A 14,307-nucleotide genomic window follows, 5' to 3' on the forward strand; every position below is an offset into this window, starting at 1 on the left:
ATAAAATTAATATAAATCTAAAAAAAAACATTATAAAAAATAATAAGAACAATTAATTAAAAAACAAATAAATTATTAATAAATAAAATAATCATAATTTATTCGAGAATTATTTAAAAAATATTTCTAAAAATTTAATAAAATTTAGAAAACTTAATTTTTTAGAGTATTAAAAAAGATTTAAAGGTAATAAGATGAAGAATCTTTTATTGGTTAGTTTCTATTTTAATCAAAAAAATGAAATTGCATCTAAAAGACTTAGAAGTCTTTCTAGACACTTACCAAAATATGGATGGAACCCCATAGTTATAACACCACATTTTGACAATATAGATACAAGTTTTAATAAAACTGAACTTAAAGACATTGAAATAATTGAAACTGACTATGTGGATATGTTAGATAAATATAAGTCATTATTAAACTTTAATAAATCTAAAAAAATAAATAATAATAGTTCTAAGTCTAATAATACTAATAATAATACTAACACCCCCACAAATGTAAAACCAAACCCTATTATTCAAAAAGGTATACATTTAGCAGGAGAAATATTTGCATATCCCGATGGTATGAAATACTGGTATAAACCTGGATTTAAAGCGTCTGAAAAGATTATAAAAGAAAGAAAAATAGAAGCAATATTATCCTCTTCATGGCCTATAAGCTGTCACAGTATAGCTAAAGATTTAAGTGAAAAATATAATATTCCATGGATTGGAGATTTAAGAGACCTATGGAATAAAAACCCCTATGTTAATCATAACTTTATAAGAAGACATTTTGAATATAAACTTGAACATAAAACATTTAAAAATGTAAGTGCTTTAACTGTAACTACACCACTAACAAAAGAAATATTATCAACTATCCATCCAGATAAAAAAATATACACTATTGAAAATGGCTATGAAAAAAGTGAATTTGAAAATATTGAAAATGTAAAAAAAACAGAAGTTAAACTAAATATCACATATGCAGGAAAATTATATGAAGGTAAAAGAGACCCCCAAATACTATTTGAAGCAATAGAAAACCTGTCTAATAATAATCTGATTGATAAAAATAAAATTGAACTAAACTTTTATGGAGATAGTGGAAATATACTGGAAATTGGAGAAAAATATAATATAAAAGATATTATTAATGTACATGGATTTATAGACCACACTGAAGTTTTAATAAAAGAAAAATCAAGTGATATTCTTCTTTTAATATCCTGGAACAATCCAAATGAAAGAATATTTATTCCAGGAAAAGTATTTGAATATATGGCACTTAAAAAACCAGTAATATCAATTGGATATAAGGAAGGTTGTCTTAAAGATATAATAGATAAAACAAATATTGGTTTTCATACAGATAATCTTAAAGAGTGTATGGAAGGCCTTCTTAAATACTATAATGAGTTTATAGAAAATGATTATAAATTAAACTATTATGGAAATGAAGAAGTAAATAATTATACCACTGAAAATATGGCATTTAAATTTGCAAAAATACTTGATGGATTGTAAAAAAATAATATCGTCTAATTAACTGTAAAAAAATTAATATAACCTACTAACTGTAAAAATTAACATATAATTAAATATTGATTAAAACCATAAAAATAACTAATTATAAGCTTAATACCATTTTGATAATAGGAATAATCACCAATTGAGCCATTTTCTTCTTGAATGCTTAAATTATCATAATGAGTAATATTATCTTTAATAAAATCAACTATCCCATCACCATCAGTTTGGACATTATCCTGCCTATCAATACTTATACAGTAAAATGATGATAAAATAAAGACAAATATTAAAAGCAAAGATGCAAGAGATGAAAATTTAATATTATAATCATGTCTTTTATTTTCTTTTAAATCTAAAGATATATCCTTTAATTTATCTGTTTTAAAAATAAGATAAATTGAAAACACAACCAAAGCAATAAAACCAGGAGCCATGCTAGAGAAATATGATGTTGATTTTATAAAGTGGGCTGATAACATAATAAGATAAGAATAAGACCATGTAAACATTATAATATCATAATTGTAGAATTTGTATTTTGTTTTATGAGGGATTTTATTAAATTTACCTAAAACCTTATTTGAAAGTACGCTCATTACATAGATGATTAAAAAGAGTAAAACTTCGCTGATTACTATAGGTATTCTTCCTGCAGTTAAAAATATGCCAAAAAGTAATATTATTCCAATTAAAAGTAGTTTATAAATAATAGATAATGGAACAAATCTATTTAAAAACTTAATACTTTGCTGATTATAAGTTACTTTTAAAATACGTCTAGTTCTATATAATACTAATACAATACCAAAAATAAAAATGATATACAGGAAAATCCCCAATATTTCTATATGATTTAAACAATGAAAGAGATTAACAAAATAAAATCCCAAATCATTGACAGCCCCTAAAGGATATTTATGTATTGTAAAGATTGCATTTAACTGATAATACAAGTTAAAATCAATATGATATATTGTTAAATACAGTATATATGGTATAAAGCAAATAATTCCGAGTATTACTCCAATTAATGTATTTTTTTTATAAGTTTTAAATTTCTTCCATGAAAATACTCTTAAAATATAATACAAAATCATTATAGGAAGTATTAAAGCTGCAGAATATTTGGATAAAAATGCAAGAACAAATACTGGAAATGCAATGTAGAAATACTTCTGATTTTTATCAACAGCCATCATAGTAGAATAAATAGCTATAATAGACAATGCAACAGCAGGAATATCAACTATTGCCGTAGCCTGCCATATTAAATTAACAGTACAACTACCATATAAAACAGCACCAAGTATGGAATAAAGATTATTAAATCTAAGACGTAATAATTTATAAAAGAAAACTCCACCTAAAAAGTAAAAGACCCCAGTAATAAAGAAAATACTGGAAGAACCAATGAAACCTAATCTAAATAAAAAGGAAGTTAAAAAAGGAATAAATGGAGCTAAATTATTAATCTGTTGATAACCCTCAATTGAAACACCAGAAAATCTTAAAGCAGCAATTAAATAAGAGTAAACATCCCCAAAAGATTTTCCTAAAATATTTCCTTTAGAATTAACCAATATCAGAAGAAATGCAAATATAGCAAATAGACAAACAATAAAATAAAATGATATTTTATCCTCATTTCTTCTAAAATATTTTATTAGATTAAATTTCATATTTTACCTCTAACTGAAAAATCACTGAATTTTAATGTACCACATTATTATTTAAAATTATTCGCACATACTACACCCCATTTGTACAATTATAATATATAGTAAGTAGTATAAAAATATACAATTTTACAGAAAAAAAAGGAGTATAAAAAAAGTGTGGAATAAATCATTACTGAGCCTAATACTGAGCCCGTCATAATGACCTAGTTTTAATCTATTTGCAAATAAAAATATAAAAAACTTTCTAAAATAAAAATATAAGTTAACATATGGTCAATTTTTGCTTAAGTTTCTAGCAGTACAGTTCTAATGAAAATATTAATTAATAATAAAAAATAGAATATTAAAAGTTATAAAATTAATTGTAACCTGGTTTTTGGTATGTCTTATATTTATATTGATGAAAGTGGAGATTTAGGAAGTAAACATAGCAGTTCTAAGTATTTTGTCATGAACGCCATCAAAGTTGAGGATTCAAAAAATCTAGAAAAAATAATCAAGAAAAACCCTCCTAGATTATAAAAAGAAAATGTTAACTTCCAATGAAGTCAAACGCGGAAATCTCCCATATGAATTAAAAATTAAAATCCTTGAAAAATTAAAAAATATAGATTATGAAGTTTTTATAATAGTTTTTGACAAAGAAAACAAGTATAAAATAGGATATGGAGACAATAAAAAAGTTTACGATATTTTAGCTTCAAGATTAGCTAAATTAATTAACATTGATAAACCTACTTTTATATTCATTGACAAATCAAAAAACAATAGAAAGAGATTGATAGTTTCAATGAACTCTTTTTAGATAATTTAAATAATATTAAAAAACAGCCAATTAAGATAGAATATGCAGATTACATACATTACAAAGGCTTGCAGATGGTTGATTTGATTTCATGGTCAATTTTTAAAATTTTTAAAATGATAATCCAGAATTTTTAGATATTATAAAAAATCGAGTAGTAAAATTAGTATGTGAAAATTAGAAGTGATTTGTGAATGATAGAAGAACCCATATACCACCAAATTCGCCCTCGTCGAGACAAGGATATACAAGCTGAACTTCAAAAGAAGTTTTTACCTCCTATTAATATTCAAGTTATACTATGTATGCTATTGCATATAAATATTTGCTAAATGGTCTGTTATATTTCAACACCACTGTAAGTTAAAATCCTCTCAACGATGGCTGTTCCTCTTCAAAGTTACTTAAATAATTCTTATAGATTTTACCACATTCAAAAGACAATTCCATAATATATAAGAGTATATCATCCCTTGAATAGCGGAAGTAAATATCTAAAGTTTCGTAGGTAATTAGCATAAGTTTTCTTTGCTGTTGAAGACAATTTCATTATATAAAGCAATAATTCCATTATATAACCCAATACTTAAAAATAACAATTGAATATAATTAAAATAAGGTATTAATAAATTAAAATTTATAAATAAATTATTAAAATAAAAATAGATAAAATTAACTAAATTAAAGAAAAATAAGTTGAAAAAAGTAGTGAAAATAAGAAAAAAATTCTAAAAAATTTTAAGTTTATAGCAGTGTATATATTTTAAAAATTTATAACATTAAAATAAATTAATATTAATATTAATATTAGTATTTAATAATAAATATAAAAAGTTTTTTAATTAAAAAATTGATTTATTGAAAAATAATTTTTAAGATCCTCTAAAGATTAAAAAAATTAATTCATAAATTAACAAAACAAAATATAAAATAAATTTTATTAAATAATTAATGTGGTTAAATGAATCCTTATTTAGAGATAATTAGACCGGGAAATGCAATTATGGCCATTATTGCCGTGATTTTAATGGGATTTGTAGGGCATGATTTTGGTATTGCATTGATACTAGGTATGCTTGCAACATTTTTAGCCCTTGGAGGGGGAAATGCTATAAATGATGTATTTGATGTAAAAATAGATAGTATTAATAAACCTACAAGACCAATCCCCTCAGGTAGAATAAAACTTAAAACCGGAAAAATATATTCACTTGGACTAATGGCTGTAGCAGTTATTGTAGGTGGAATAATTAGTTTAATAGTTAATCATTTTGGCCCTGTTTTGATTGTTATAGGAGCATGTATACTTGAATACTTTTATGCAAGAGATCTTAAATCCACAGTACTTATTGGAAATATATCTGTTGGACTACTGACAGGATTATGTTTTTTATTCGGAGGAGTAATTATTGGATGTAAAAATGGAAACATCCAGATTATTAAAATATCATTAATACTTGCATTTTTTGCAATGCTTATGACCACTGCAAGAGAAATAGTTAAAGATATTGAAGATATTGAAGGAGATAAAAAAGAAGGTGCAAAAACATTTCCAATAGTTTATGATAAAAAAGTATCAGCATATCTTACTGCATCACTTATCATAATAGATACAATTTTATGTCCTTTATTATATAGTTATCATATTTTTAGTTTAAGCTACCTGATAATCGTTGCAATTGCTATGATACTCTTCTTTTACAGCGCATATAGTATTTTAAAAGACCAAAGAAGAGAAAATTGTACTAAAATTTCTAAATTTCTCAAAATAGGAATGATAATTGCATTTATTGCTTTTGCACTTGGATCATTAATTTAATCAAATTATTGTATAAATTTAAATATTATATTTAATTACTAAACTTTATTATACAGTTTATAAATGATTTATAATAAAAATTTAGTAAACAACTATTAAAGTAATTTAATTAGACAAATAAACTAAGAGGATTATTAAATGGATTTTGAAAAATATAAAAAAGATATTATGTTTATTGGGCTTTTAATTATAATTAGCTCAGTAATTTTATATTTCTTTTTAAAGATTGACAGTAAAATGGGATCATACTACATTCATGATGTTTATATTTACTTAAATAACAGTCTTAATTATGCAGGTCTAGGAGGCAGTAGTAGAAACCATGGACTACCTCCAGTAATACCCTTAATTACTTCAATATTTTTCTCATTAGGATATGTTTCTTATAAAGTAATATTGTATGTATGTAGTTTTTACTATATTTTAACTGCAATTGGAATGTATGGACTTTTACGTTTAAAATATAAGGAACTTTTAAGTTTTACAGGTGCAATTATTTTAATATCTATGCCTATTAATCTTGTTTGGGCAACAAAAGGAATGCTTGATATTCCAGGCCTTGCAATGTCAATATTAGCATTATACTTTATGGCACTTGGATTATATAAAAACCCTAAATACTATTATATTGCATTTCCAGTACTAATTATAGGATTTTTTACAAGATTTACCGTAATTCTTACTCTCCCAGCAATGTTAATGTTAATATTATTTACAGGTAATCCTTTAAACTACATAAATAGACATTTAGGCAAACTTATTAAGGGATTTTTATCTGGTGGTCTTTGTTTCGGACTTTTTATGATATTTTATAAAATATATAATATTCCATTATTCTTCTTAAGTCAATCTTCATCTATTTCTGCTACTTCAAATCCTGGAGCTTCAACTGTAGCTGCAACTACAAATAATCTAATGTATTATTTAAACAATCTTCCAATATATATGGGAACATATAAATGGGTCCCCTATTCTCTAAAACCTGGAAGATTTATATTTGATAAAATGGCATGGCTTGGAAATGATCCTAGCTTCCTATCCTACATATATTTACTAACAATATTAATCGGAATTATAATATTTATTTGGAGATTATGTGAAAAACAAAATTTAGAGAAAATCCTAAAAAATAAAAACAAATACTTTTATGGAAAAGTTATTTTATTTATTGTACCTTTAATAGCTTACTTTATAAGTTTTACACATGTTTCACTTTATCTATCAATGGGACTTATAAGTATTTCAATTTTATTTTTATTTAGAATCATTAGAAAATCTGATTTAAAATATTTAGCAATAGATTTTATGTTCCTATATTGGTTAGCTGTCAATCTTACTTTTTACACATTCCACATAATTAAAACAGATAGATATGGAATCTGCTTTACACCAATGATTACATATTTCATCATATTCTCTTTATACCTTATTTATGGAAAACTTAAAGAATTTGTTCCTAAAGCCAAAAATAAAAAGGAGAATAAATTTAAAATTAGTCCTAAGACCCTTAACACCATAAAGGTTTTAGTTCCTCTGATTTTAATTATTTCAACATTATCAATTACAACATTCTGTTATATGACAAATAGTCCTCATACTTTTGATAACTTACAACCAGATAATATGCTAACTGCATATGAAGATCAAAAAGAAGTTACAGATTGGATCATACAGACAGACCCGGATTATAAAAACAAAGTAATATATGCAACTAATTGGATAGAAATATCATTTAATCTAAGAATGGATGTAAATCAGACCTTTGGCCTATCAGATAACCTTACATCAACTCTAGTTCAAAATAATGCAAGTTATTATATTAGTGATGCAAAGAATCCTAATATCGACCCAAGTTATTATACTATTGTAAAGGAAAAAAACGGATTTGTAGTTTATAAAAGAGTATGAATTATAAGAAAATATTTATGGCCTTTTTAAAAATTTTTGTGATTAGATATTTCTCTATTTATCCCATCACAAAAATTCTATTTTTCTTTATTATTAAATTAAAAGTAGCAAAATTAATATATTAAATAGAACTTAAATTTATAATATACTTATAAAAGTATTAAATTAAAAAAAAAGGGGATTTGATTGTTAGATATAAGTAAAAAAATGGAAAATAGAATATCATTAATAATAGTCTTATTATTTTCACTCATAATAACAATTGCAATGATTTATCAAAATATTATACATCAACGTGGAATAGGAACTCATTATATTGATGTATATTGTTATTTAATTGAATCATTAAGATTAGCAGGTATACAAATTGGAGGGTATCAGTTTGTAAACTATTTACCTCCTTTTATACCTTTTTTAACATCAATTCTGTTTAGACTAGGTTTTATATCAGAATTTAGTATTTTTTTCACCACTGGACTCTTTCACATAATTGGAATACTTGGAATGTATTATCTTTTAAAATTAAGATTTAAAAATTACTATTCTATTTTTGGGGCAATAGTTTATGGTGCATTCCTTATAAATATGAAATGGATAGGAAATGGAACATTAGATATTGCTTTTACTGCACTCATGATTTGGGCAATATATTTCTTTATTCTAGCAATGGAAAAAAATCAGAACTATTTTTGTATTGCAATTCCCTTAGCCATAATAAGTTTTTTTACAAAATATCCAGCAGGACTTATTTTCCCATTAATGCTGTTATATTTTATGGCTAAAACGAGATTTTTTTATAATGTTAAAAAATACTCCAAAGGGCTTATTAAAGGAGCTATAGCTGGAATTATAACATTAATCCCCTTTTTAGGATATTTTTTTATAAATAAAATTCCTTTAGGATTTATAAACCAAGCACAAGAAATATCATCTAAATCATCTCTTACAGCCACTAGTGGCGGTAAATTAATGGGAAATGATTTATTTTTTTATATTAAAATTATTCCACAGATTATTACATATCATTATGGAAAAATTATATTAGCAATATTTATAATTGGATTAATTGTATGTATTTATTTTGTTATAAAGAATTTTAAAGATACATTTTCTAAAAATAAAAATTCAAAAATGAAAATTTATAAATGGGATGTTTCATCAAAATTAATGTATTTGCTTTTTGCCATATCCCTTATTTTGATTTTAATATCATTTTTTACTGCTAGTTTATTTTCATTTATAATTTCAGAGTTACTTTTATTTATAGGTCTTTATTTATGTGCATACTCTTATACAAAAATCTATTTAGAATATGATAATGCTGATGATATAAGTAAAACAAGATATCCTTATTTACTTCTTAATATTATTATGATCGGATTTTTCTTATCTTATTTAGTATTTTTTTCCGCACATCTAATAAAACTCAAAAGGTATTTTGTATCAATGACACCAGGTTTTGTATTTTTAATAACATTATCTATTGAAACATTAGTTATAAAAATGAGAGATATTAAAATTAAAAAAATTAATTTAAAACAATTGATTCCAATATTTATAATATTATTAATGTTACTTTCATCCGTCCAATATATGGACAGTTTAAAAGATGATAAAAATTCTATTGACGAAAAACTTGCTGCAAAATGGATAAAAGATAAAGATGGCATTATTATGTCTGATAGAGGTCCTGCTTATACATTTTATTTAAAAAGAGAGATTAAACATGTAAAAAGTATTAATCAGGAAAAACATCTTGATGAAAAACTTTTAGATAATAATGCAGATTATTTTATAGCACTAAATCCAGTTAATTTAACTCATTACTCACCAGTAAAAGAATTTGGAAATGTAACAGTTTATAAAAGAAATAATGAAATCTATAATTAGATTTAGAAGGTCTTATAATATTAAGATATTATAATTTTATAAATTAAAGAGGATATTTATGAAAATATTGCATGTTGTTCCATCATTTGTTCCATGTCTTGCAGCAGGAGGAGTAGTAAATGCATCATACCAAATAGCTAAAAAGCAAAAGGAATTAGGTCATGAGGTAGTAGTATACACTACTGACTCCTGTATTAAGCGTTTAGAATTTGAAAATAATTACAATATTGATGTAGATGGAATAAAGGTTTATTATTTTAAAAACATCTCAAATACTTTTAAAAATAAATTTACAATTGACACTCCTAGAAATTTGAAAACCCATCTAAAAAAACATATTAAAGACTTTGATATAATCCATATTCATGAACATAGACATTCCCTTGCAATACTTACTCACAAATATGCGATGAAATACAATATCCCATATATTTTACAAGCTCATGGGTCTGTACTACCTTTTTTTCAAAAAGAAGGGCTTAAAAATATTTTTGATAAACTATGGGGATTTAATATATTATATGATGGAAAAAGAGTATTTGCACTAACAGAAATTGAAAAAGAACAATATTTAAAAATGGGTGTTGACCCTAGTAAAGTTGAAATTGTTCCTCTTGGAATCGATATTGAAGAATATGGAAATCTACCAGACTATGGAGAATTTAGGAAAAAATTTAATATTTCATCAGATGAAAAATTAATTATTTTTATTGGAAGACTAAATAAAATAAAAGGTCTGGATTTACTAATAAAAGGTTTTAATAAATTTAATGATAATAACCCAAATTCAAATGTTAAACTTGCAATTATAGGTCCTGATAATGGTTTTGAAGATGAAATAAAAAGATTAATTAAAGAATATGATCTTGAAGATAAAATTATACTTACAGGACCATTATATAAAGAAGATAAAATAAAAGCCTTAAAAGATTGTAATGTTTTTATAATGCCCTCACAATATGAATCCTTCACAACAAGTGGACTTGAAGCTATGGCCACATCTAAAGCTCTACTTTTAACAGAATGTAATCACATATCAAGTTGGGTTAGTGGAGTTTGTGGTGAAACTTGCAAATACAATAGTGACGATTTAGCCTGTACCATTGAAAAACTCATATTTGATGATAAACTTATGGAAAAATATGGTAAAAATGGGCGAAAACTTGTTGAAAATGAATATAACTGGGATAAAGTATTAAATAAAATTATGAAAATTTATAATAAAGTAATAGATGAAAATAATTAATTAAAAAAAGTAATAAATAAAATATAACTAGTTAAAAGAAATAATAAATAAACTAAGTAATTTAAAAAAAGTAATAAATAAAAACTAACTAACTAAAATAAGTAATGGATAAAAATAAGAAATTAAATTTTAAAATTTCTCTTTAGTTTAAAAAAAAAATATGAAAAAAATATGATTTTAAAAATTTAATACTGATTTATAATAAAATTAGTAGAAAGTTTAAAATATTATTATATAATAAAATCTAAAAAATAATATAAAAATCGAATAATTTATAAAAAAGAAAAATAATAATAAATAAACATTAATAAAAAGGAAATAAATAATTATACTGATTTAAAAAAAATAAGAATTATCATAAAAATTAAATCATCAAATTAACTTAAACTATTATGTTAAAATAGTTTAATTTAAATAAATAATAAAATGTGGCAAAATAATGAAAATTGTAGTCTGTAAACATTGTGGAGCTAATTTCCAAATAGAAGATGATGAGGATATTAATACCTATGAGTGTACTGTTTGTGCAGGGGATTTAGAATATGATAAAAATTATTCTACCTTACCTTCAAATGGAGGAACACAAAGATTCAATACAGACATACTTACTAAAAGCTACAATATGGTTCAATGTAAAAGTTGTGGACTTAGATTCAGATTAGATAAAACTGACAATATTCTAGATTATGAATGTTCTAGTTGTGGAGGACAATTAAAGTTTTTAGAGGAAGATTTAAACGAAGATATAGAAGGAATTCATCAGAATCAAAAAACTTTTGAAGAAGAATTTGTAAAAAATGCAAAACAAGATGATACTGCATATTCCAATCCCCCTCTAGATGACGGTTATATCTATGTCGAACATGAAGATAAACAAGAAGACATTGAAGTAGTCTATACAGATGACCCTAATTATACTGGAGAAAATATTAATACCACAAATAATAATCCAAATAATGAGATTAAAGACTATATTGGACCTAGTAAAGCTATAAATGATAAGAAAAAAATCATTGAAGAAAATGATTTTGAAAATAATGAGAATAATAATATTTATCCAAATACAGATGAAGATTTAATTGGTAATGTCGAATATCAAAGCGAATTTAAAGTTCCAGATAATTTAGACTATAATGAACTTAAAAAATATATTCTCCTTTCATTTGCTGAAAATATGGACCATAGATATAATAAATATGAAAAAAATTTAAAAAAAAAACTCAAAATTTAGAAAATGATAATTTAAGATACAAAACCCAATATGGAAAAAATTCTTCAAGTAAATATAATTATAAGCCAAATTTAAATAATAAAAACCAGATACCTACTTATTTTAACAATTCTAATAATGATGCAATAGATAATAATTCATTAGACGAAAATAGAAAAAAATATTTGGAGCTGAAAAAACTTAAATCAGATTTAGATAATAAAAATAGAAAATCTAAATCAACTATAAATAGATTAAAAGGAGTTTTTTCAAAAAATAATTCTCGTTTTGATGAAATAAAAAATTCTCAATCAAGTGCTTCTAATACCACTAATCAAATAAATACTGATCATTCTATTGACAATACTACTCAAAAGAAAGATTATGAAAGTAAACTAAAAGATTATGAAAAGGAAATAAATGATACATATACCTATAATCCTAACAAAGACACTGTACCTTATATTTACAATCCTGAAAAAGAAGAAGCATTAATATATTCAAGTGAAATTTTAAATCCTAACACTACCTTAGAAGATTTAGACAATATTAAAAAACAAAATCTTGTACCCAATCCAAATGAAAGTAATGAACCATTTGTCTATCTTTATATTGGAAGCGGTAGCCTTGTAATGATACTTGGTTTATTTGATACCGTTTATTCAAATAGAATATATAGTTTAGTTTTTGTACTTATTGGAACAGTAGTTCTTGCAATAGGTATTTATAAAAATAAAAATTTTGATGAAAAAGAAAAACGTGGGCGAATTATACGTTCTAAATTACTTACACTTCCAGAAAACTTTTATGTTCTATATTATGTAAGAGTTCCAGAATCAAATGAAGGAATTAACCATGTAGTTATTGGACCAACGGGAATTTACACAATATTGTCACAAAAATTTGATGCAAAAGAAGATAAAAACAGAATCAAACAAGAAAATGAAACCCAAGAATTAATTTCCCTCCTCGGTGATGAAAGTAAGGAAAGATTAATCCCAGATGATAATCCTATTACTGCTAAATTTATAAATCCCGAACATAAATTTAAATTTGAACATAATAACCGAATTAAACAAAAAGTTCTTAAATTATCTTATGAGTTAGAAGATTTTTTAAAAGAAAATGATTTAGAATGTCCTGTTCAACCTTATGTAGGCTTTGTAAATCAGGAAGTTGCAGTATTAAATAATCCTTTAAGAGATGAAGATTATTTTATTGATGAATTATTAAATAAAATCATTTACTCTAAACAAAGAGTTAGTTTAAATACGGTTCATAAATGTGCTATACTTTTAACTCAATACTCAACTAGATGTTCTAATTAGATAAGAATATTATATAAGTTTAAAGGCCTTTAATAAAATATAAAGGTCTCAATAAAATATAAAGATATTAATAAAATTTAAAGGTCAATAATAATGAAAGAAGATAAAACTTTAAAGTTAGAAGTAAAACTTTATGATTCTATTGGTTTTGGATATTTATATGGTCTAAACCAAGAAATTCCTAAAGAAGATTTTGAAAAAATCAAACCATATATGAGATATTACAGATATATTGATTTTGTAGATCATATGAAAATTACAGGAAATCCTAAAGGTTGGATGTGTTTAGAAAAAGATGTAAGTAAAGTTGAAGAAATTTTACACATTACAGACACAGTAAAATCCCGTAGAGAAAGAATATGTGAAAAATTTAAAGACCCTCACAAAAAACAACAGATTAAAGACCAAGTATTAGACTGGATTGTGCTTCTCTATACAAAAGGAGGTAAACAACCTAAACAAGATTTTTCAAGACTAGTTGTTCATGGAGTCAAAATATATGATCCTGACAATAGTTTTAGAGATAACAGGGCAATTGGAAAAGGTAAACTATTTATTTACACACCTCATACTATCTGGTATATAATTAACAATAATAGTGCAGATAGTGATACTAGTCTAAATAATATAAGTATGGATGAAGGAGGAGCAATAGGTTATCAGTTATTATATGACCCTACACTTGATAGATTAATTAGAATATACACTGAAGAAAATGAATACAACGGACCTAATCTATTAAAGAAATAATAGCTTTATAATAAAATTAGTAAAAAAAAGAACTAATGACTAATTAAGTATTTAGGGGCCTGAAATCTTCTGAATAAAATTCGGGCTGAAAACTCTTATTTTTTATATTTATCATATTCATTTATAATTGTTTGTAAAAATACAATTTA

General features: G+C 24.2%; 13 protein-coding genes. 11 read left to right on the plus strand and 2 right to left on the minus strand.

Translation table 11 applies throughout. The features are described 5' to 3' along the window. The first annotated feature begins 194 nt into the window (after positions 1-194). Positions 195-1,517 (plus strand): glycosyltransferase, encoded by a 1,323-nt coding sequence (locus QZ146_RS03795; protein ID WP_295722329.1) that lies wholly within the window; start codon positions 195-197, stop codon positions 1,515-1,517. Positions 1,518-1,576: 59 nt separating this feature from the next. Here the strand turns inward: QZ146_RS03795 and QZ146_RS03800 are convergent, their stop codons facing one another. Beyond that, positions 1,577-3,202, minus strand: coding sequence for a glycosyltransferase family 39 protein (locus QZ146_RS03800; RefSeq protein WP_295722330.1), 1,626 nt, complete (start codon positions 3,200-3,202; stop codon positions 1,577-1,579). Between the two features lie 381 nt (positions 3,203-3,583). Here QZ146_RS03800 and QZ146_RS08840 point away from each other — a divergent pair, with 381 nt between their 5' ends. The 3 genes from QZ146_RS08840 to QZ146_RS03810 all read left to right on the plus strand — a co-directional run bounded on the left by QZ146_RS08840 (position 3,584) and on the right by QZ146_RS03810 (position 4,339). Continuing rightward, complete coding sequence (locus QZ146_RS08840) at positions 3,584-3,724, plus strand: DUF3800 domain-containing protein (protein ID WP_365316521.1); 141 nt, start codon at positions 3,584-3,586, stop codon at positions 3,722-3,724. A gap of 7 nt (positions 3,725-3,731) precedes the next feature. Further along, positions 3,732-4,007, plus strand: coding sequence for a hypothetical protein (locus QZ146_RS03805; RefSeq protein ID WP_295722331.1), 276 nt, complete (start codon positions 3,732-3,734; stop codon positions 4,005-4,007). Between the two features lie 194 nt (positions 4,008-4,201). Continuing rightward, positions 4,202-4,339: a hypothetical protein gene (locus QZ146_RS03810; RefSeq protein ID WP_295722332.1), complete on the plus strand. Its 138-nt coding sequence runs from the start codon at positions 4,202-4,204 to the stop codon at positions 4,337-4,339. A 31-nt stretch (positions 4,340-4,370) separates the two neighbouring features. Here the strand turns inward: QZ146_RS03810 and QZ146_RS03815 are convergent, their stop codons facing one another. Then, positions 4,371-4,526: a hypothetical protein gene (locus QZ146_RS03815; RefSeq protein ID WP_295722333.1), complete on the minus strand. Its 156-nt coding sequence runs from the start codon at positions 4,524-4,526 to the stop codon at positions 4,371-4,373. A gap of 442 nt (positions 4,527-4,968) precedes the next feature. On the opposite strand from QZ146_RS03815, the gene QZ146_RS03820 reads away from it, so the two are divergent. The 7 genes from QZ146_RS03820 to QZ146_RS03850 all read left to right on the plus strand — a co-directional run bounded on the left by QZ146_RS03820 (position 4,969) and on the right by QZ146_RS03850 (position 14,158). Then, positions 4,969-5,826 carry a UbiA family prenyltransferase gene (locus QZ146_RS03820; protein ID WP_295722334.1) on the plus strand — a complete coding sequence of 286 codons (858 nt, stop codon included), beginning with the start codon at positions 4,969-4,971 and terminating at the stop codon, positions 5,824-5,826. Positions 5,827-5,964: 138 nt separating this feature from the next. Further along, complete coding sequence (locus QZ146_RS03825) at positions 5,965-7,734, plus strand: glycosyltransferase family 39 protein (RefSeq protein WP_295722335.1); 1,770 nt, start codon at positions 5,965-5,967, stop codon at positions 7,732-7,734. A 186-nt stretch (positions 7,735-7,920) separates the two neighbouring features. Then, positions 7,921-9,624 (plus strand): glycosyltransferase family 39 protein, encoded by a 1,704-nt coding sequence (locus tag QZ146_RS03830; RefSeq protein ID WP_295722336.1) that lies wholly within the window; start codon positions 7,921-7,923, stop codon positions 9,622-9,624. A 58-nt stretch (positions 9,625-9,682) separates the two neighbouring features. Beyond that, on the plus strand, positions 9,683-10,870 hold the full coding sequence (locus tag QZ146_RS03835; protein WP_295722337.1) for a glycosyltransferase: 1,188 nt from the start codon (positions 9,683-9,685) through the stop codon (positions 10,868-10,870). A 439-nt stretch (positions 10,871-11,309) separates the two neighbouring features. Beyond that, positions 11,310-12,101: a hypothetical protein gene (locus QZ146_RS03840; RefSeq protein ID WP_295722338.1), complete on the plus strand. Its 792-nt coding sequence runs from the start codon at positions 11,310-11,312 to the stop codon at positions 12,099-12,101. 164 nt (positions 12,102-12,265) lie between these two features. After that, a complete protein-coding gene (locus QZ146_RS03845; protein ID WP_295722339.1) occupies positions 12,266-13,408 on the plus strand; it encodes a hypothetical protein in 1,143 nt (380 codons plus the stop codon). 93 nt (positions 13,409-13,501) lie between these two features. Next, a complete protein-coding gene (locus QZ146_RS03850) occupies positions 13,502-14,158 on the plus strand; it encodes a hypothetical protein (protein WP_295722340.1) in 657 nt (218 codons plus the stop codon). Positions 14,159-14,307 lie beyond the last annotated feature (149 nt).

The sequence above is a fragment of the uncultured Methanobrevibacter sp. genome (assembly GCF_905235195.1).
Classification (GTDB): Archaea; Methanobacteriota; Methanobacteria; order Methanobacteriales; family Methanobacteriaceae; genus Methanarmilla.

Bases quoted from the DNA above. Each gene is read 5' to 3' on its own strand.
- QZ146_RS03840 (WP_295722338.1), top strand. From the start codon at position 11,310: ATGAAAATTGTAGTCTGTAAACATTGTGGAGCTAATTTCCAAATAGAA.
- QZ146_RS03850 (WP_295722340.1), top strand. From the start codon at position 13,502: ATGAAAGAAGATAAAACTTTAAAGTTAGAAGTAAAACTTTATGATTCT.
- QZ146_RS03795 (WP_295722329.1), top strand. From the start codon at position 195: ATGAAGAATCTTTTATTGGTTAGTTTCTATTTTAATCAAAAAAATGAA.
- QZ146_RS03825 (WP_295722335.1), top strand. From the start codon at position 5,965: ATGGATTTTGAAAAATATAAAAAAGATATTATGTTTATTGGGCTTTTA.
- QZ146_RS03800 (WP_295722330.1), bottom strand. From the start codon at position 3,202: ATGAAATTTAATCTAATAAAATATTTTAGAAGAAATGAGGATAAAATA.
- QZ146_RS03815 (WP_295722333.1), bottom strand. From the start codon at position 4,526: ATGCTAATTACCTACGAAACTTTAGATATTTACTTCCGCTATTCAAGG.
- QZ146_RS08840 (WP_365316521.1), top strand. From the start codon at position 3,584: ATGTCTTATATTTATATTGATGAAAGTGGAGATTTAGGAAGTAAACAT.
- QZ146_RS03810 (WP_295722332.1), top strand. From the start codon at position 4,202: ATGATAGAAGAACCCATATACCACCAAATTCGCCCTCGTCGAGACAAG.
- QZ146_RS03820 (WP_295722334.1), top strand. From the start codon at position 4,969: ATGAATCCTTATTTAGAGATAATTAGACCGGGAAATGCAATTATGGCC.
- QZ146_RS03805 (WP_295722331.1), top strand. From the start codon at position 3,732: ATGTTAACTTCCAATGAAGTCAAACGCGGAAATCTCCCATATGAATTA.
- QZ146_RS03835 (WP_295722337.1), top strand. From the start codon at position 9,683: ATGAAAATATTGCATGTTGTTCCATCATTTGTTCCATGTCTTGCAGCA.